Origin of the sequence: Bacillus sp. 522_BSPC (genome assembly GCF_001076885.1) — a bacterium.
Lineage (GTDB): Bacteria > Bacillota > Bacilli > Bacillales > Cytobacillaceae > Niallia > Niallia hominis.
Genome location: NZ_JVDT01000287.1, coordinates 1 through 19,787, shown reverse-complemented (window position 1 = coordinate 19,787; position 19,787 = coordinate 1). Strand labels below are relative to the sequence as shown.

Here is a 19,787-nt window from a genome sequence, read left to right as displayed (position 1 = left end):
GTTGGAAAATAGAGCAGCCGAATACACGTAGACTCCCTACTGTGGGATTAGCGAGGACAGTCTGAGACTCTGCAGGAGCTTGAGTGAGACAACTGAAAAACCGATGATTAATCCTAAAAATCATCGGTAAATCTCTTTTCTAGTTTTTTGAGTATTACATCCATATATTCCCATATGCGAAAGGGATATTTATCTGCCCCACGGAAAAGCGAAGTATTCCGGCTGAGGGCGATAGCAACAAACTTTACGAAAAAAGCCTATTAAAAAAGTTTAAATTCAATGTGCGGAATAACATTAGACCTGATCTAATTACATGGAAACAGGTCTTGAATCATATAGTTTTTCAAGGATTAAAGAAACTTATTAACTCAACTCTTCAACTTTATATACTTTTATTAATACAGCTAATTAAACGGACCTCAATATCTTGTGCAAGTTTTTTGATTTCTTCATTATTTGCTAAGTTAATTAAAGCTGTTGGTCTCGGCATGCCAATTTTAGTTTTTCCCTGGTCGGTATAAACAATCATTTTACATGGCAAGAAATAACCAACTAACAAATTCTCCTTTAACACTCTTTGTGCTTCATGTGGGTTACAAACCTCTAAAACTTTATAGTCAGATTCAAACTCTAGTCCTTTCTCTTGAAGTTTATCTTTTATATCAAACATCCATAATACACCAAACTTTTCTTCTTTTAAATTTTCTTCCAAGCTATAGATTGCCTCACTAATATTTTTACTGGTTTCTACAGTATAATCAAACATTTGTCACACTCCTTAACTTTTAGTATTTATAATGGTGGTGAAATATATATCAGGATATTTTTTAAAATTACTAAAGGCAGAAAAGAAAATATACCCTTATTATCAATACCCAGACTTTTATTAAATAAAAGTGAAAAAAACAATCCACAGATAAAATTGAGTTGAACACCCAATTCTCTTAGAGACAAACATCTATAGAAGAGCGATGTCATAATATGATACAAACAAATTATAGGAGGTAAATCATGCAACCAGAAATAATCACCGGTCTTGATGGTGTAATGTATAAAGGTTATCCCTTTATTAAACATGGACCTTGGAATCAGCTTTTACATTGCCCTGGGAATTCATGTCACGTTCACTATGGGCATGGAACATATCACATTAAACAACTTCCATCTGATCCACATGCATACTATCATTATCTAGGACCACTTGTTCCAAATGTTACCGGCCTTACAACAGCTTTTCATGCTCATTCTAGGGAAAATATTGTGACTTTAATAGAAAAGGCAATAGATGGTGAATATTCAGCCATTTCATGTTATCAGCATTTAATTAATTTAGCTTCTACTCAATATATAAAAGATAAAATCAACGAAATCAGAAAAGATGAAATAAGACATTTTAATAGCTTTTCAAATTTATATACACAATTAACAGGTGAAAAATATAAACCAAAAATTAGTGAAGAATGCCCAAAGAAATATAAACAAGGATTAGATTTTGCGTTTAAAGATGAACAAGAAACAGTCGATTTTTATTTAGAAATTGTATCTAAAACAGATAATCCAAAAATTAAAGAAGAGTTTCAAAGAGCAGCACATGATGAACAAAATCATGCAGTTTGGTTCTTATATTTCTTGAAATAAGTTTTTAATTCTAGGTACCAACCTAGTTTTTTTATAAAATTTATTTAAGACTGTGCCTAATGGTCTTATACAAGAAAGAGCATTAATCTTACTCGAGTCAATACTCAGGGTAGTTTAAGTATAATTTCCACAATGTAGTCCTATAAATCCATCAGATTACAGAAATAGTAATCTCAAGACTGCATAAAAAAAGGTTGTACAATTTTTAATCTAATAAAATAAGCGTTAACTCTTATTTTGAGTGATAATTCTTCTTAGCCTTACTTATGATATAATAAAGAAACGTCTAATCCCTTATGTATCGAGGTTTTAGACGTATATCATTAGAAATTATTGTAGCATTAATATGAATTATACAAAATTTTCTGTTATTATTTGAACAATCTACATAAATTTTTTTTCTTGCTCGGCTAAAGCACACGGTAATGTAATAAGGTAATTTATTGATAATAATCTTACCAGGTACTTAAAGTTTATTACCATTTGGGTCATAAAAGTGGAAAAAAGTATGACCATTATCTTCTTTTATCTCCTCGACCTTAACTTGATTATCAATTAAGTGTTGATTAAATTCAGATAATTCTGGACTCTAATTGAAATACAATTTACACTGTTCCAAATACTTCATATTCTCATTCTAAAAAGGAGTCTGTAACCATTGAAATTAGCATACCAGGTTACAGACTCCTAATAAATATTTTAAATTCTTTGAACTTAATTCCGATACTTGGGCTAAATTCTGTATTTATATTGGATTTTAGAGCTCTTATTTTTTATTACCAAATGAACCTATTGCAACCCTACTCCATCATCTACTGTACAGATTAAAATAGGCTTATCCTCCTGTATAAACAGTTTCACAGGTTCCAGGTTTTGGCTCGTAAAAACAATGATCTTTATATTGACCTGCAAACGGTTGACCATACCACGTTGGAGGACATGGAGCATATGGATTGAAATACCAAAGGGCATATTTTCCTGGATGTTCTCGCCAGTAATCTAAATTTTGTTTTGCTAATTTTTTTCAGCTGCTCTTGCTCTTTGATAAAATACATTCCCTTTTTGAACAGCTTCAAAAGAATAATTTCCTCCTTGTACTTGAAAAATAACCTGTGAAATGGTTCTTAAACCTTTAAAATCTGTACAATCTGCTTTAAGACGATTAACAATTACATTTCCAACATACAGCATTCCTTGTGGGCCTTCCCCTTCTGCTTCCGCCCTCATCATCCTTGCCATTAGGTCAACGTCTGAACTTTTGTAGCTAACTCTTGGCATTTTTGTCACCCCTAAAATATAGTATAAAAAAAAGATTCATTAACAAAATTTTTATTAAGAAAATAAGAATACTTCGTTTGCCCTAAAAAAAATGAAAAGCATTCTTTTTTATAGTTTTATTCAATGAAATCCCTGTCCGATTACCTAAAAAATAAATTATTATTCTATAAATGAAATAATAGGCAGATAACCTTTTAAAAAGTTTTTTCAACGAATCCTCCACCTAATAAAAAAACGTCTAAATCCTTATGTAGCAAGGAGTCAGACGTTTCACACAAAATTTTACAAAGAATCGATTTTAACAATAGGAAAGGTGACTGTCACCTCTGTCCCCTTTCCTTCCTCGCTCCAAATGTTAATCATTCCATCATACTTTTGGATAATGCTATAACAGATCATTAAGCCGAGTCCTGTACCTTTGGCTTTTAAGGAATAGAAAGGGGTTCCTATCTGCTCCTGTTGTTCTCGGCTCATTCCAGAACCGCTATCGATTATCATTATTTTCACATTATCCTGTTCACCGGTCACTTTTACTCGAATTGTATCTCCATGATGAGAAGCTTCAATCGCATTTTTTAATAAATTTATAAATAATTGCTTAAACTCCATTATATTACATTTAATTTCATAATCTCTTGCCATTTCTAATTCAATATGAATCGTATCATTCATAGCATAGGTGTTTAGTAAGTCCATCACAGTATGAAGTGCAGTATTGACCGATACAATCTCCATCTTGGTTTCCGCCGGTTTTGCCAGTGATAAAAAATCAGAAATAACCGTTTCGGCAACTTGTAGCTCATCCAACATTAGTTTGTAATGCTTTTTGATATGTTCTGGCAATGCCTTATCATTTTCATGTAGTTGAATAAATCCTTTTACCACCGTTATAGGATTGCGAATTTCATGTGCAACAGCTGCCGCAAGCTGTCCAGTTGTCCTAAGTTTTTCAGCTTGCTTCACTTGATCGTAATATAATTCTTGATTCTTCATCCTTTTTTGGAAGAGAAGAAAAAGAAAAAGTAGCAAAAGCTGTGTCGCCAAGAAATTAATCGCAACTCCAAAGAAGTCCAAATAATTATAAATATGTATACTAGGTGTATCAACCATCATCATGTAGATAATAATGCTAATAGTAATTGTAATGTTACCAATCAATGTGATATAGAATAATCGGATATGCAAAAATAACACTGGAATAACTGGGATAAAACTAATAAGTAATAGCAAAGCAAATCTCTCGGGAAACCGTAAATACATAAATAAAAAGTATGCTGACATGCAAATAATAATCGCAGCTCTATAATTTACGGAATCCCTTTTTGGAAAGATGATTAATAGCACAGAAATGCTTATAACGAATATAAATTGCAAAAGGAAAGATAAAGAAATGATTCGATCATCTTCTATGTATATTAAAACTAACCCTGCACTCATTAATACAATAAAAATGCCAATAATCATACGATAAAGCTTTATACTAGGTAAAAATTCATTGTCTATCATTTAAAAAATCCTCACAATACTATTGTATCTTTCTAAATTACTCGAAAAAAATGGTCCATTAGCTATATAAAAGTCTATTTTACCTTAATGTTCCTTCTTTTTGTAGTCTAGTTTTTCTCTAAAGCTATTATTTAGCCTTCTATTTCTTATTAAATAAGAAAAAACGTCTACCTTTATGAAAAAAAGGGATAGACGCTTAATTTTTACATAGTATGTAACATCTGAACTTTGAGGCTATTGAAACTAGTAAGACTTTGATCGTACTCCTTTTCCACCTATTGTTTGAAGAGTATTGATTCTTTCCATTCCAGTAAGGAGTGGTTTGGCGCGCCTTATTAATGTTTGTGTGACTTCAAGAGTCAGAGAGGCTTGATGGGCATTTTCATTACTCCAAACTTCATAAATATAAACAGAATTTGGATCACTTTCAGAAATATTAACAAGATACACTTCACATTCATCCAGATTCTTCATTGATTCTGCTGCTTCCAACAAAATAGCAACCATTGTTTCACGTTCGCCCTCTTGAACAGTAAATTTTCCAAACAAACTGAATTTCCCCATACTGTTCCTCCTTCCTTTATCAACCCCCATATTTGTTTCTACATCCCCCCCATCTAATCCTTTTATTCAATAAGGAAACATAATGGATTAATAATCCTTTTTTAGAAGTTTTAAGTTTGTTAATAATAAGGAAATAATTAAAATGAGAATAGCCAATGCCCACCAGAAAGCATTAATTGGATCATCATGCTCAATAATAATTAGTCTTACAATTGCTGTAATAGCAATGTAAATAAGATAGCGTAACGGAAAGTGAAACTGAGATCCAAAATACTTTATAATTAAAGCGATAAATTCAAAGTATAAAAAGTAAGTAAGCAGCTCCTCTGTGAATAAATAATAATCTTGTTCATTCTCTGGTACAAAGGCTACATATGTAAAAATATACCATGTTTCCTTTATAAGCAGAAAACTTAAAATCAATCCTATAAGAAACAGGGAAGCATTTAACAGTATTTGTAAAAATATAGGTATAAGCGAGAATATCTTTATTTGATTCAATTATCTATAACTCCTTTTTTAAGTGTGTATAACTTAATATGAGCTATTTTTGGATCAAATAACCAAGAAGTAAAGAGCGGACACTTTCTCAATAGTACAAATCGAACAAAACAAAACGAAGCTAATCGGAATGGAATTTTTCATTTGAATCAGACTCTTTTAAGTAGATATCATTTCCAATTTTTATCCTTGTAACCTTTTTTCCCCTATCGATGAAAAAAGGTTTACTCCTCCATGGAAAAATTACCTGTCATTGGATTTTTATTTTTACCCATCCTATTATTGGAGGTGGTAAAGATGAACAAGCAAAATCCGATTGAATATACTGGGAAAGTTCTAGACCAGCGAAATGATCTTACTGGACCAGATGCAGGCAAAGCATCGTATCCAAAACGTCCAAAGCATGTATCGATCCAGGAGCCAAAAAGAAAATAGCTCCAACCCCTGCCCCCTATTGCATTAGGGGGAAACTTACTTAAAAACAAGCGCAAGTTCCATTCTAACTTGTCCAATAAGAAAGTTTGTTGCCGATTCAATAGTTCTTACAATCCAAAAAAGAAGGACTACTCCACCTTACCTGTGTATTGCTCTATTCTCTCCAATACCCTACGCTTTTGATAGAGCTTATTCGCAACTTCTCCCACATCTTTTATGGCTGATTTATTCATATACGCACCAAAAATCATTCCAGCGACGGGAATCATTTGAAACAGCTTTTTCCAACCAAAATTATCTCGATAAGAGGCGAATACCTCTCTCCAGCCTTGTAGCTGCGCAAAGCCTTCCTCCTCTTGTGCATTTGTCAATTCATTTAAGATTGCTTTTTTTCCAACTATATCAGATGACGTAAATTGCATACATTTGATCATGAATATTCGTTCTTCCTTATTGGATGGGTCATATCCATATGCAACCGCCACTTCTTGTATAGTCTTTAAGGTAATCCCAAAAATAAGGGGAATATCTACAGCGAGAGTAAAAATCCCCCCAAATCCAGTTGTAGCCCCCTGAATTTGCGCATTCTTAGCATGACTTTTTATAAAGGCTTCTGCTGTCTTTTCCATGGAATCAATAGAAAAGTATTTTATATCATCAAGTTTTATATCCTTCTGTAAGGATAATTCTTTTTTTACTTTATGTACTGTTTTTTCCTTATTCACTAAATATTTTCCGCCATTGTCAATATATACTGCAATTTCATCTAATAGGATATGTATTTTGTCTTGTATGTATTTCGGTGTCCATTTGTCTAACAGCACAAATGGAAGCCGCCCGATTTTTTCCCAGAAGAACAACCCTTTTTGGTTTTTCTCCCATTTTTCAATTGTCTTTAATTTTATTCTGAGCTGTTCTAGATTTTCCATTCCTACACCTCTTATAATTAAATGCTTCCGCTATCACAACACATTATTTTCCCATTCTATATATTTCTCCAGATATCCTCTATATTCATCCGATAATTCACTAGGCAATTTATTTAAAGGAAAATACTGCATTTTTTCTGACTCATTATAATCAATGTTCATTTCTCCACTTATATCTTTCGTAAAATACACTGCTGTTACTGCATATACTTCATCGCCATTGGGGATTTTAAAATAATAATCAGAACCAGAAAATACATTTAGTAATGTAAGATTTTCAACTTTTAATCCTGTTTCTTCAAAGACCTCTCTTCTTGCTACTTCTTCAAAGCTCTCCCCTAAATCCATTAACCCACCTGGCAATCCCCAATATCCATCAAGCCTTTTTTGCAATAACACTTCCTCTTGTTCATTTAGCATGATGACAACAGAACCAGGTAGAATAAGTGGCTTATGCCCTACATGCTGCCTTAAATATTTATAGTATTCCATTTATTACGCCTCCAAGCTCAGATAAGTGAAAATTGTTATCCTTTTCGTAATGCTTCCTGAATTGCCCAGCTTTGATGTTCATGAAATAAACCTTCTATTGCTTGAATTGGTTCTAGCCATTTTAGAAAATGACCTTCCTCTGTTGGTTCCCCTATTTGTTTAACGATCTTGCATATATAGAAATACCCTTCACTCAGATAATACTTATATTCATTTGTTGAGTAAAAATATCTGCGCGCACTCCCAATAAAGGAATTTATTTCAATGTCCATTCCCATTTCTTCCAAAGCTTCTCTTACTAAGCATTCTTTATGGGTCTCATTCTTTTCTATTCCTCCACCCGGAAGAAAGTAGTTGCCATCACTAGTTTGAATGATGGCAATTTTATCTTTCTGCTTATTAAAGATCACACAATACGCTGCAGGTCTTATGATGTATTCTTTCCCTTCTTCTTTTTTGCCGAATGTGATTATTTCCATATAAATCTCCTCTTATACAAAAAAATTGATTATCTTTCCCTACTCCGTAATCACTTCAATATCCTCATACGTAGGTTCTTCCTTTGTATAAGAAATCCAATAGGTATATGCTCTTGAAAAATCATCTGTAAAATGCTCTAAATAGGTTACTGCTTTTGCAGATTCTCCAAGCACTTTTACCTCTTTGACAGCTGTATTTCCCGTTGGCATCGTAATAGTAACAGTAGGACCATCTTCTCTTGCAAATATCATAGACGTATCAACAGACCCTGTACGATCCTCTGGACCCGCTACCCAATTTACCTTTCCTTCCTTATTCTCTAAAATAACTAAATCAGGATTATGCGTATTGCCGCTTTCATGCTTGTTTTTAAAAATAACATAAATGAAATCATCTTTTAGATCGTAATCAATAATTTCTTTATTCTTTAATTGATGTTCTGCTATTACACTCGAAATTTGTTCTTCGAGTGAATCAGTATCACTTGATTTTACGTCAGACTCTTTCCCTTTATTAGAACAACCAAGCAAAGTGAATAAAATAAGAAAGGAAGCAAGTAATTTTTTCATAATTAAACAGCTCCTGACATTTTTGTTTACGGATTAGAATTGGAAAAGAATTTATTGAAACCTTATGCTTTATATAAAATGACTGCTGCGTAGATTTCTTGCTCCGTAAAAGGTTCATTGTTCACCGCAAACTTCACATCTATTATTTCATGATTTTCCAATTCTTTTAACGCTTTATTTAGATTAAGCTCGAATTTTTTATAGGAAGTAAAATATGCCTTATACTTCTTCACTAAATAAGCATCCAAGTTATTAGTTGAATTAATTTTTTCTTTCGCAGCTATTATCGTGTAATTATTTGGATCTTCTAAAATATCACGAAGCTCCTTATTAGGTACGGTAAACGTTTCGTTCAATACCGTTTCAAGTGTTTTACTGTTTTTTTCCTCTGAGGCATTTTGAGCCGAACACCCAACTACCATTGGCAACAATACAATGAATAAAATGGACATAAATTTTCTTACAAATTTATTTATTTTACTCACCCCTCTCTTAGGAAATACGTTTGAATAGTGAAAAAGTTTCACTTTGTGAATGAAAAAAAGGTCTACCCCAAAAATCAGTGGATGCTGATTTTCGGGGCAGACCTTTATATTACACAAGATGATTAAATTCTAAGCCTTCCCATTCAATTAGTGTATTTTTCTAGTTCAATAAGGAATATTATAGGGGCTCACTTTATTATTTACATAACTCTCTTGAACATCTTCTCCATCTCATAAGTCGAATAATGCACAATAATCGGTCTACCATGCGGACAGGTAAATGGATCGGATGTAGTCCGAAGTTCGTCTAATAAACTTTGAATCTCATCATTTCGCAAATGGCGGTTTGCTTTAATAGAGCCTTTGCAGCTCATCATAATGGCTGCTTCTTCTCGTAAAAGCTTGATGTCTACTTTTCTCATGGAGAGAACTTGTTCGATCATTTCTTCGATTGTTTCTTTTTCTTCTCCTTTTGGGAACCATTGTGGATGGGAGCGAACTAGGTAGCTTTGCTGGCCAAATGGTTCGAGAAATACGCCTACTTTTTCTAATTCAGCTTTATTTTCTTCTATTTTCATCCATTCATCTAGAGAATAATCTAATGTTAATGGGATGAGCATTTCCTGTAATTCATTATGCACTTCTCCAACTTTTTCCCGGAAAAATTCGTATTTGATTCGTTCTTGGGCTGCGTGCTGGTCGATGATGTATAGTCCTCTTTCGTTTTGCGCAAAGATGTAAGTTCCGTGCATTTGCCCAATTGGATAAAGGGGCGGAACTCTGGGACCTTCCACGACGTCGGCTATTTCTTCCTCACCCCACGTTTCCTCTATCTCTTCTACTGGTGCAGTTGGAATGAAATTGCTTCCTTTCTGTTCAAAGAAAAAGGCTGTGGTATCTGTTATTGTTGTTTCTTCTCTAGCTTCTCCAGCTTGCCAACTACTTGGTGGTTCTTCTATTGGCTCGTTCCAAGTTGGCTTTTCCTCTTGCTCTTCTGTTGAAATCGAAACAGTTGGTTCTGATTTTGGAGCAGATATTGGCATTGCTGGCTCACGCACCGTGTCAAAGCTAAACGCTGCTTGCTCTTCTTTTGGTGCAGTCTTTTTCTCGCGGATTAGTCCAGCTGGAATAAGCTCTTTTTTCTTGAAAGCTGCTTTAATGGTAGTACTTACAAGTTCATACAGCTCTTGTTCTTTACTAAAGCGCACTTCCATTTTCGATGGATGGACATTGACATCAACTAGAATCGGATCCATTTCCACATTTAAGAGAACAATTGGATATCTTCCAATCGGCAGCAACGTATGATAGCCTTCCTGAATGCTACGTACGAGAGAATAGTTTTTAATAAAGCGTCCATTAATCATCGTGGAAATATAGTTACGTGACGCTCGTGTAATTTCTGGCAGCGCCATATAGCCACTTAATTTAAAGTCAAGGGTGCTTGCTGAAATTGGAATCATTTTTTTTGCAATAGTTAAGCCATAAATGCTCGCAAGAACTTGTCTTACATCCCCATTGCCATTCGTATGAAGGAGCTTTCGGTCATTATGGACTAGGCGAAAGCTAATATCAGGATGCGCAAGGGCAAGTCGATTGACGATATCAGTAATATTGCCAAGCTCAGTATGAATCGATTTCATATATTTTAATCTTGCTGGCGTATTAAAGAACAAATCGCTGACGATAATCTCTGTACCTCTTCTTCCAGGTGCGCCTTCCTGTTTCACTAAATGACCGCCTTTGAGTTCGATCGTTGTACCCTTTTCCCCAGTGGAAGTTGTTAAGGTAACTTGTGAGACAGAGGCAATACTTGGTAGTGCCTCTCCTCTGAAGCCAAGGGTACGAATCCGGAATAAGTCATTTTCGTCTTTAATTTTACTTGTCGCATGTCTGGAAAAAGCAGTTAAGACATCCTCTTCGTCAATTCCTAGTCCATTATCAAGAATGCGGATGCTTTGCAAACCAGCCTCTTCGATAAAAATTTCAATCGAAGTACTTTTTGCGTCAATACTATTTTCTACTAACTCTTTTACAACAGAGGCTGGCCGCTCAACAACTTCACCTGCAGCAATTTTATTCGAGAGTGCATCATCCAGTTGAATAATCTTTGCCATTGTTTCTCCTCTTTTCTTTCTTACTTATTTTCAGATTGGTGGTAGTTTAGCATTAGAATGAACGGTGGTTCTAATTTCGGCTTTTATTTTGTGTATGATAACCACTTTTTCTGGGATTCCTCTTTTTTCTGGCGTTCATTTCGCTTATGAAAACCACTTTCCTCAACGATAACCCTATTCAAACGTTCATCCCACTCACCAAATCCACTTCATCTATCATTTCGGACTTTTTTATGAAGCTCATATAATGTATTTAATGCCTGCATTGGCGTCATTTCTAGAATATCTATCTCTTTAAGCTTCGCTACAATTTGCTTTTCCTTAGTAGAAAGCACTTTGTGCGGCTTTTTCTCTTCTTCTGTACCAAAGAAGGATAATTGTGCCTCTTCTTCGATCTTTTCTGCTTTTACGGTAGGTTGCTCGACTTCCGCCACTGCTGCTTCTTCAGCGAATTGATCTTTTTGCTCTAGGCTTGTTAATAGCTCTTGTGCTCGTTCAATAAGTGCCTCTGGTAATTCTGCAAGCTGGGCGACGTGAATACCATAGCTTTTATCTGCTGCTCCTTCTTTTATTTTGTGAAGGAAGACAACTTTTCCATTTTGCTCCATCGCACTTACATGAACATTGCTTAAGGACGGAAGCTCATCTGCAAGTACGGTTAGCTCATGATAGTGAGTCGAGAATAATGTCTTTGCCCCGACTTCATGGTGGATATATTCAATAATGGCTTGTGCAAGCGCCATTCCATCATAGGTACTTGTGCCTCGGCCAATTTCATCGAATAAGATTAAACTATTATTGGTGGCATGCAACAGGGCATTTCTCGCTTCTAGCATCTCAACCATAAACGTACTCTGTCCAGAAATAAGATCATCTGCGGCACCAATTCTTGTAAATACTTGGTCAAATAGCGGAAGAACTGCTTCGTCTGCTGGGACGTAACAACCAATTTGCGCTAAAATACTGGTTAAAGCAATCTGGCGCATATACGTACTTTTACCAGACATATTCGGTCCTGTAATTAACAGTAATTCTCGGTCTTTATGCATGGTGCAATCATTTGCTACATAGCTCTGTGCGTTCATCACCTTTTCTACTACAGGGTGACGGCCATTTTTAATAGAAAGTGTTCGGTCCGCAGAAAATTGCGGCTTCACATAGCGACGATCCTCACTGACAGTTGCAAAACACTGCAATACATCTAGTGCACTTACTGTTTTGGCTAGCTTCTGTAAGCGGGGAATATATTCTTTAATCGTTTCGCGGATTGTCGTAAAAATTTCATATTCCAGCTCGACCATTTTTTCTTCCGCTTGTAAGATTAGGCTCTCTTTTTCCTTTAATGCAGGCGTAATATAGCGTTCTGCATTGGCAAGTGTCTGTTTGCGCTCATATTGTCCTTCTTGTAAAAGATGAACATTGGCACGCGTCACTTCAATATAGTAGCCAAATACACGGTTATAGCCAATCTTTAGTGATTTAATGCCCGTTTTTTCCCGTTCTTCTCTTTCCAGCTGAGCAATCCATGTCTTGCCGTTTCGACTTGCATCCCGGTAGCTGTCTAATTCAGGATGATAACCATCTAAAATAATATTTCCTTCTTTAATAGAAAGTGGCGGATTTTCCACAATCGCACGTTCTAATAAATCGGTAATATCTTCACATGGATCCAATTTATCTGCAAGGCTGCTTGCTTCTTTTGACCCGAATGATGCCACGATTTGCTGAATAATCGGTATTTGCTGTAACGATTTTTTTAGTTGCACAAGATCTCTTGCATTGACATTACCGAAAGCAACGCGACCTGCTAAGCGTTCTAAATCGTATACTTCCTTTAATTTTTCTCGCAAATCTTGGCGCTCAAAATAATGACTAATCATTGTTTCTACTAAGTTTTGGCGATTTTCAATCTCGTCCTTATTTAATAATGGACGATCGATCCATTGTTTTAGCAATCTGCCACCCATCGCAGTTTTCGTTTCATCCAAAAGCCAAAGAAGAGAACCTTTCTTCCCTTTTGAGCGAATCGTTTCCGTTAATTCTAAATTTCGCTTTGAATAATAATCAATTTTCATAAATTGATCGATTACATAAATTGAAACTGGCTGTAAGTGATCAAGGCTTCTTTTTTGTGTGCGATATAAGTAATTGAACAAGCGTGCAACGGTGTTTTTCAGTGATTGTTCTTCTATTCCTTGTAATAAAGAAACATGCATGTCTTTTTCAACAATATCATTTTCAATCGAAAGGGTTATAGTTCCCCGCTCCTGTAATCTTTTCAAATACTCTTTTGAAAAATCGTCTGCAACAACCACTTCTTTCGCTCCTGATAACGATAATTCATTCAATAATGAATCGATTCCAGTTAATATGGTTGCCTTGCTTTCCCCTGTCGATAAATCGCTGTATGCAAAGCCAAATTTTTCGTCCGTCAGTGTTGATATGGTTGCAATATAATTGTTTTCTTTATCTGATAAATTTTTCCCTTCCATCATCGTACCAGGTGTGATTAGCTGAACCACTTCTCTTTTTACGACACCCTTTGCTTGCTTCGGGTCTTCTGTTTGTTCACAAATTGCCACTTTGTAGCCACGCTCAACAAGCTGTTCAATATAGTTTGGCGCAGAATGGTGAGGAACTCCACACATTGGAATTCGCTCTGCTCCGCCCCCTTCTCTGCTCGTTAACGTAATTTCAAGCTCTTGTGATGCTTTGATCGCATCATCAAAGAACATTTCGTAAAAATCTCCTAAACGAAAAAATAAAAAGGCATCCTGATAATCTGCCTTTACCTGTAAGTATTGTTGTATCATTGGCGTATATGTTGTCATAACTTCCTCCAAAATCCAAGTCCAAATCTATTATTTTCTCATTATACCATAAAGAAATAGAATATTTGAGTGGGGGGTTTTGGGAAAAAACAGCTATTGTAAACATATAAAACTTTTATTCTTTAAGTAAAGTTAGATTTGATAACTTGTTCGTTCCATTTCGCTCGAGACATAAGATTAGCCGGGGAAAAAGATGCGCCTCCTCAGGCTGTGAGGTTCTAGCAACAAACTTTATGTAAACAGCGTATTAAAAAGGTTCAAGAAAAAAAGACTAGGAAGCTCCTAGCCTTTACTCTTCTTCTCCGCCTACTAAAAAGTCTGGATTTAATTCTTCAAATTCTTCGTCTTCTACGTCATCTTCAAACCATGTGTCGTCATCTTTACCACATTCATCTGTGCATACTTCTACACAAATTTTTGTTTCTCCAATAACTTCTACAATAAATTCTCTTTCTACATGAACAATAATTTTATTGCCATTTGGAGAAATTACTGCTTCGATACAGTTTGGTTGCTGTAATACTGTTGCAATCACATCGTGGTCTTCTAGGCAGTCAGGATCACGATATTTTAGTTTAATGACATCTGTATATTTTACACGCTCTGTAACGACTTCTGTTTGTGTATTGTCATTATAGGAATACCAAACGTTAATGTCATAGTATCCGCAAATTTCTACTGTTTTACCAACCTTTTCTGCCTCATACGTATGGTTGATAATCCAGCAGCCCAAGATGCTTGAAGGGCTGTTGTCTGGACAGATCGTATGATTGGATTTTGTGAATTTGCGTCCTTTCGCTACGACTGCCTTTGTAATAATCTCTCTATATTCTCCCATGTTCGAGCGAAACCTCCTCATTCATTTTCATTTCATCCTATGCGGGATAGGAGTCTAGTGTGCGACAAATTTTAAAGACTGTAAGTAATGCTTAAATCTACTTCATTGTATGTAAAACTTGGGTAAGTGTGCCGATATTAGCCATTTTTCTAGACGGATATCCTTGCTTTTGCAAAGCTCCACTCCATGCCTTTGAATGGATCTACTTCCATTCTATTTATGGGTAAAACTCAGCATTCCTTCGATAAAATTTTTAACTCATAAAAAAATATGCGTTTGTATTAATACATTCGCGGATACAGCTTGGTCAAATCTTTATATACTGTAGTATACGGTAAGGGGGTGAGGAAGTTGGCAGGGTTATTTAATAACAACGATCAGTTTGATTTTAAATTCAATGTAAATGGCAAAGAGGTTTCTGGTGAAGAAGGAGCTAAATACGCACAAGAATTAGTCGGTAAGTTATCTACTGAAATGGGTGGATTGGTTCAAAAATTAACAGAAGGTTTAAAAAGCAATGTATCTGAAAGAACCATGGAGGCAGTGAAAGAAAAGGTTGCATCGAATGTTGACTTAGATTCTATTAAAGAAAAAGTGGCTAATATCGATTTAGATTCGCTTAAAGATAAAGTAATGCCGAATCTTAATCCAGAAACGCTAAAGAGTTTAATAAATCAAGAAACATTAAGTAAGATACAGGAGAAATTACCTGTTATTGATGCTTCAAATGATGATGGGAATCTCCAATTAAACGTGAATGGCAAGCCTATTTTTTCACTAGATTTATCAGATTTTATCAAAAAATAATGAATTTATCTTACTTTTGAAAGGAGGTGAAATCATATGTTGTCTAACTACACATCTGATTGTCACAAAGGTAACGGTTCTGGCGTTGCTGGTACTGATGTTACTGCTAAAGGTAAAGGCATTGGAAATAAAGGAGCAGAACTTCGCGGATTCACTAACGCTACTCAAGGAAATGGTAACCTTGCTAACCAATTTACAGCTTCTGGCGCTGCTGGTGGTGCTGCTGTAGGTGTTAACTTATTAAACTTCTTCGTTGGTGGTATTTTAGTTAATGCTAACGTTGCAGGTGCTGCTACTGCTGTATCTTACAACGAAAACAGCCCTGAAATGGTAAACGAAGGTTAATCAGCTTTTAAGATAATCACTCTTACAAGATAGAAGCATATAATAAAGGGCAACATCATCTGGTGTTTGCCCTTTTCTTTTTTACATACCTAATAGGAGGGAAAAGAATGGCGAAGGATAAAAATATTGGCTTAACAGCTGAGAAATTAAAGGATCTTGGTGTACCAGAGGAGCTTATTGATAAAATTCTGGAAACGGGAGGGCCTTCTGTTAACACACATGCAGAAGGAGGAAATGGCGGAAGTGCTGTCAGCCTTACTTATGTTGATAACTATTCTGTTTTATTTTTAGTCTATACATTTCTTCAGCAGTCGATTAATAATGGAAACGCGAAAGATAAAGAAACGAAGCAGCTTAATAAAGCATTGCTTTCTACCTTGCAAACTGCTATGAAGGAACAGCAGGAATATCGAAAAGCTTTCTTACGAGCAATTAACATTTTAAATAATCAAAATAAGTAAAAAACCAAGCGAGAATATGCTTGGTTTTTCTACTTTTGGGCATTTTAATTGTATTCGCAAATAAATGAAGCCTATTGCTTTCAGCTCCAATCAACGGAAGAATGTTAAACGTTATTTAACTCAATGAACATTCTAATCTAACAAAAACCCTTTTTACTCTTCTTTCTTCTTATCAACGGAAAGAATTTCGGTTTCAACTGTGTTTGCGATTGTTTTTGTTATCATTTGAAGCATATCGTTAACGATTTCCTGTGATTCTTTAAATTCGCTGACGATTGGAAGCTCATCGATTTCTTTTTGCAAGGCATCAATTTTTGCTTCTGTTTCTTTTAAAGCCGCAATTTTCCCATAGTGCTGAAGGTTAACTGCTTGTTTTTGCAATTTTTTGATTTGAGCAATTCGATCATTCACTTTTTTGTTTTGATTGATTTGCTGTTCTGCCCGCTGATAAAATTCGACTTCTTCTGTATCACGAATCATCTTGGCAAGTTGTTCTGTTCGCTCGATGATTTCTTCTTTTGTATACTTAGCCATTAGTTTGCCTCAACAGCTTCCGCTTCTAATACCTCAATCATTTCCCCGTTTAATGACCATGTTTTCGCATCCGTAATTTTAACAGAAACAAGTTTACCGATTGCTGATTTTGGTCCAACAAAGTTTACTAGCTTGTTTTTGCGTGTATAGCCCGCTAGTACATCTGGATTATTCTTGCTTTCCCCTTCCACAAGGACTTCCACAATTTGATCTTGGTAGCCCTTCATGGAATTAGCAGAATACTCATTAACTAAAGCATTTAGGCGCTGTAAACGTTCCTTTTTCACTTCCATTGGAACATTATCTTTCATTTTCGCAGCTGGCGTACCTTCACGTGGTGAATAAATGAATGTATATGCAGCTTCAAAGCCAACCTCTTTATAAAGAGATAATGTTTCTTCAAATTGCTCATCTGTTTCATTTGGATACCCAACAATAATGTCTGTTGTTAGTGTTAAGTTAGGAATAGCGGCTTTCATTTTGCGAACTAATTCTAAATATTTTTCTCTTGTATATTTACGTGCCATAATTTTTAACACATCTGATGAACCAGATTGAACTGGTAAATGGATATGTTCCACTAAGTTGCCGCCTTTAGCAAGCACTTCGATTAAATGATCATCGAAATCACGTGGGTGACTTGTTGTAAAACGAACACGTGGGATATCAATTTTGCGCATTTCTTCCATTAAATCACCGAAGCGGAAATCAATGTCCGTGAAATCTTTTCCATAGGCGTTTACATTTTGACCAAGCAAGGTGATTTCTTTATAACCTTGTGCAGCCAATTGACGTACTTCTTGAATAATATCCTCTGGACGGCGGCTACGTTCTTTTCCTCGAGTATATGGAACGATACAATAGGTACAGAATTTATCACAGCCATACATGATATTAACCCATGCTTTTATTTTTCCGTTACGTACTTTCGGAAGGTTCTCGATAACGTCCCCTTCTTTAGACCAAACTTCCACAACCATTTCTTTAGACATATATGCTTCTTGAAGAATATTTGGTAAACGGTGAATATTATGTGTTCCAAAGATCATATCTACTTGTGTGTATGTTTTTAAAATCTTATTTACTACGGATTCTTCTTGGGACATACAGCCACAAACCCCGATTAAAAGATCTGGTTTTTCTGTTTTTAAATGCTTTAAATGTCCTAATTCACCAAATACTTTATTTTCTGCATTTTCACGAATCGCGCATGTATTAAGAAGAATAACATTGGCATCATCTACAGTATCTGTAGCTTCATAGCCTAATGCTAAGAAAATTCCTGCCATTACCTCTGTATCATGCTCATTCATTTGACAACCGTATGTGCGAATGTAGAATTTGCGTCCTTCTCCCATTCCACGGAATTGTTCGGAAATAGAGAAATCTTTTTCATAACGAACTTCTTCTTTTCCACGTCTTTTGGCATCTTTTAAAGATGGTGCTTTATACACTGTTTCGAAATATTTGCTGTAATCCTTTTCGGATTTTTTGTCCGAAGAATTATTGCTTTCAATTTTTTGTCCTTCTAAACGTTGTTTTTCGTTCATTTCAACTACTCCTCTCTTATCGATGAACTTGTTTCATCCATAAGTTTGTTAATATACATGGTTTAGGTTAGTTCTTATAGATTGTTTTCTTTATAACATGGTTTCCATTGATTTAGCCAGGTTAACCACTTGCTCCCCGCAGAAGTTCGGTACTGTCGCAATATAAACAACAATCTTTTCTTCATATGTACTATTCTTTATAGACATATTTTCATTATTCTAGTATAAGCCTTTGACCTTTTGAAAACAATAGCTAGGTTAGAAAGAAGAATTTCTACTATTTTCTTTATCTATATATAGGAATCTTACAGCAACGGGCAGTTGCGTTTTCCTACCTCAAAAGGAGAGAACGCAACTGCCCGGATGCTTTTTAAAATTACCCTTTATTTCGGAAATCTTTTTACCATATTCGAAAATAAAAACTTCTCTACTTGGCTACTAGTATAATATTTCATAAGTTCGTTAATTAGATTCGGGTAATCGGCAGTAGAAGATAACCCTTTAACGGTTTGAGAGATTCCATCAAAATCAGAACCAAAGCCGACATGATCCTCTCCTCCTAGGGAACAGATATAATCTAAATGCCGTAATACATCTGTAATGGTTGCAGCATTTGTGCCACTTAAAAATTGCGGCACAAAAGTAATCCCGATTACGCTGTCTGCTTCAATCAAAGCCTTTATTTGGTCATCTCGTAGATTACGAGGATGTGGACAAAGATTATATGTATTTGAGTGGGATGCATACGGATGATCGGCAAGTTCCATGACATCCCAGAAGGAGTTTTCTGACAAGTGGGAAACATCTACTAAAATATCTTGTTGATTTAGTAGTTTTACTGTTTCTCTTCCAAATAAAGATAAACCAGCCCCTCTTGGTTCTAACGCACCATCTGCAACAGCATTGGCGTAGTTCCAGGTTAGTCCGACTGCTGATACGCCTAATTGAAGCAATGTCTTTAATTTCAATAAATCGCCAGCGATTGCATCACAGCCCTCAAGTGTTAGAATCGCGCCAATTTCTCCATCTTTCAATTGCTCGATATCCATTTTATTACGGATAAATTTAAGATCTGGGTTAGGCTGTAGGATTTTTTCATTAAAAATAGTTGCCATGGATAATGCAGCTTCAAACTTCATATCTGGATGAATGGATTCTGGAATATAGATGGCAAAGCATTGGATCTTTGCTCCACCCTTTTGGAGTCCTTCTTTCGTTATATGAAGTTTTTTACTATTCTGAAAATTAATCATTTTATCCTTAAACATTTTTAATAATACATCGCAATGCCCATCAAAGTAATTCAAAAAATTCACTCCTATACGATTATGCTCTTTATTTTCTTCTATGTAAATCTTAATTGGCCTTCCACCAAGATATCATTAATCTCAAACTATTTAAACCTGAATTTTCAATTTTAAAAAAAG

At 35.3% G+C, this 19,787-nt stretch carries 20 protein-coding genes and 2 pseudogenes; 5 read left to right on the top strand and 17 right to left on the bottom strand.

From position 1 onward, the window contains the following. Positions 1-382 precede the first annotated feature (382 nt). The gene (locus ADJ83_RS23760) at positions 383-766 is read right to left on the bottom strand and encodes a DUF302 domain-containing protein (RefSeq protein WP_031534647.1); all 384 of its coding nucleotides are present in this window, start codon (positions 764-766) and stop codon (positions 383-385) included. Positions 767-1,257: 491 nt separating this feature from the next. On the opposite strand from ADJ83_RS23760, the gene ADJ83_RS26415 reads away from it, so the two are divergent. Further along, positions 1,258-1,638 (top strand): ferritin-like domain-containing protein, encoded by a 381-nt coding sequence (locus ADJ83_RS26415; protein ID WP_031534646.1) that lies wholly within the window; start codon positions 1,258-1,260, stop codon positions 1,636-1,638. A 466-nt stretch (positions 1,639-2,104) separates the two neighbouring features. Here ADJ83_RS26415 and ADJ83_RS26410 read toward each other — a convergent pair. The 5 genes and pseudogenes from ADJ83_RS26410 to psiE all read right to left on the bottom strand — a co-directional run. Then, positions 2,105-2,227, bottom strand: a pseudogene (locus ADJ83_RS26410) (VOC family protein); the annotation flags it as partial. A gap of 246 nt (positions 2,228-2,473) precedes the next feature. After that, a pseudogene (locus tag ADJ83_RS23750) lies at positions 2,474-2,916 on the bottom strand (cell wall hydrolase). 282 nt (positions 2,917-3,198) lie between these two features. Further along, a complete protein-coding gene (locus tag ADJ83_RS23745) occupies positions 3,199-4,422 on the bottom strand; it encodes a sensor histidine kinase (RefSeq protein WP_031534645.1) in 1,224 nt (407 codons plus the stop codon). Positions 4,423-4,665: 243 nt separating this feature from the next. After that, entirely contained in the window at positions 4,666-4,986 is a 321-nt protein-coding gene (locus ADJ83_RS23740; protein ID WP_031534644.1) for a putative quinol monooxygenase, read from the bottom strand. 87 nt (positions 4,987-5,073) lie between these two features. Further along, positions 5,074-5,487 carry a phosphate-starvation-inducible protein PsiE gene (gene psiE / locus ADJ83_RS23735; protein WP_035415921.1) on the bottom strand — a complete coding sequence of 138 codons (414 nt, stop codon included), beginning with the start codon at positions 5,485-5,487 and terminating at the stop codon, positions 5,074-5,076. 297 nt (positions 5,488-5,784) lie between these two features. Here psiE and ADJ83_RS25785 point away from each other — a divergent pair, with 297 nt between their 5' ends. Then, positions 5,785-5,922 (top strand): hypothetical protein, encoded by a 138-nt coding sequence (locus ADJ83_RS25785; protein ID WP_155986731.1) that lies wholly within the window; start codon positions 5,785-5,787, stop codon positions 5,920-5,922. Between the two features lie 128 nt (positions 5,923-6,050). Here the strand turns inward: ADJ83_RS25785 and ADJ83_RS23730 are convergent, their stop codons facing one another. The 8 genes from ADJ83_RS23730 to ADJ83_RS23695 form a co-directional block, all read right to left on the bottom strand. Then, positions 6,051-6,851 carry an EcsC family protein gene (locus ADJ83_RS23730; RefSeq protein WP_031534641.1) on the bottom strand — a complete coding sequence of 267 codons (801 nt, stop codon included), beginning with the start codon at positions 6,849-6,851 and terminating at the stop codon, positions 6,051-6,053. 33 nt (positions 6,852-6,884) lie between these two features. Beyond that, the gene (locus tag ADJ83_RS23725; RefSeq protein ID WP_031534639.1) at positions 6,885-7,343 is read right to left on the bottom strand and encodes an NUDIX hydrolase; all 459 of its coding nucleotides are present in this window, start codon (positions 7,341-7,343) and stop codon (positions 6,885-6,887) included. Between the two features lie 35 nt (positions 7,344-7,378). Further along, the gene (locus tag ADJ83_RS23720; RefSeq protein WP_031534636.1) at positions 7,379-7,822 is read right to left on the bottom strand and encodes an NUDIX hydrolase; all 444 of its coding nucleotides are present in this window, start codon (positions 7,820-7,822) and stop codon (positions 7,379-7,381) included. A gap of 39 nt (positions 7,823-7,861) precedes the next feature. Next, positions 7,862-8,392 carry a hypothetical protein gene (locus tag ADJ83_RS23715; RefSeq protein ID WP_031534634.1) on the bottom strand — a complete coding sequence of 177 codons (531 nt, stop codon included), beginning with the start codon at positions 8,390-8,392 and terminating at the stop codon, positions 7,862-7,864. A gap of 62 nt (positions 8,393-8,454) precedes the next feature. After that, positions 8,455-8,877 carry a hypothetical protein gene (locus tag ADJ83_RS23710; protein WP_152910860.1) on the bottom strand — a complete coding sequence of 141 codons (423 nt, stop codon included), beginning with the start codon at positions 8,875-8,877 and terminating at the stop codon, positions 8,455-8,457. 200 nt (positions 8,878-9,077) lie between these two features. After that, positions 9,078-10,994 (bottom strand): DNA mismatch repair endonuclease MutL, encoded by a 1,917-nt coding sequence (gene mutL / locus ADJ83_RS23705; protein ID WP_031534630.1) that lies wholly within the window; start codon positions 10,992-10,994, stop codon positions 9,078-9,080. A 209-nt stretch (positions 10,995-11,203) separates the two neighbouring features. After that, positions 11,204-13,825: a DNA mismatch repair protein MutS gene (gene mutS / locus ADJ83_RS23700; protein ID WP_031534628.1), complete on the bottom strand. Its 2,622-nt coding sequence runs from the start codon at positions 13,823-13,825 to the stop codon at positions 11,204-11,206. 289 nt (positions 13,826-14,114) lie between these two features. Then, positions 14,115-14,663 (bottom strand): outer spore coat protein CotE, encoded by a 549-nt coding sequence (locus ADJ83_RS23695; RefSeq protein WP_031534625.1) that lies wholly within the window; start codon positions 14,661-14,663, stop codon positions 14,115-14,117. Positions 14,664-15,014: 351 nt separating this feature from the next. Between ADJ83_RS23695 and ADJ83_RS23690 the strand changes: the two genes are divergently transcribed. From ADJ83_RS23690 to ADJ83_RS23680, 3 genes are all read left to right on the top strand, one after another. Continuing rightward, positions 15,015-15,470 carry a hypothetical protein gene (locus ADJ83_RS23690; RefSeq protein WP_031534623.1) on the top strand — a complete coding sequence of 152 codons (456 nt, stop codon included), beginning with the start codon at positions 15,015-15,017 and terminating at the stop codon, positions 15,468-15,470. Positions 15,471-15,506: 36 nt separating this feature from the next. Further along, the gene (locus ADJ83_RS23685) at positions 15,507-15,815 is read left to right on the top strand and encodes a hypothetical protein (protein WP_031534622.1); all 309 of its coding nucleotides are present in this window, start codon (positions 15,507-15,509) and stop codon (positions 15,813-15,815) included. Positions 15,816-15,922: 107 nt separating this feature from the next. Continuing rightward, the gene (locus ADJ83_RS23680) at positions 15,923-16,276 is read left to right on the top strand and encodes a hypothetical protein (RefSeq protein WP_031534621.1); all 354 of its coding nucleotides are present in this window, start codon (positions 15,923-15,925) and stop codon (positions 16,274-16,276) included. Positions 16,277-16,429: 153 nt separating this feature from the next. Here the strand turns inward: ADJ83_RS23680 and ADJ83_RS23675 are convergent, their stop codons facing one another. The 3 genes from ADJ83_RS23675 to ADJ83_RS23665 form a co-directional block, all read right to left on the bottom strand. Then, entirely contained in the window at positions 16,430-16,810 is a 381-nt protein-coding gene (locus ADJ83_RS23675; RefSeq protein ID WP_031534619.1) for a RicAFT regulatory complex protein RicA family protein, read from the bottom strand. Beyond that, positions 16,810-18,360 (bottom strand): tRNA (N6-isopentenyl adenosine(37)-C2)-methylthiotransferase MiaB, encoded by a 1,551-nt coding sequence (miaB, locus tag ADJ83_RS23670; protein ID WP_031534618.1) that lies wholly within the window; start codon positions 18,358-18,360, stop codon positions 16,810-16,812. Before miaB ends, ADJ83_RS23675 begins: the two co-directional genes overlap by 1 nt. Before the next feature lie 383 nt (positions 18,361-18,743). Then, entirely contained in the window at positions 18,744-19,667 is a 924-nt protein-coding gene (locus tag ADJ83_RS23665; protein WP_031534616.1) for a dipeptidase, read from the bottom strand. Between the last annotated feature and the right edge of the window lie 120 nt (positions 19,668-19,787).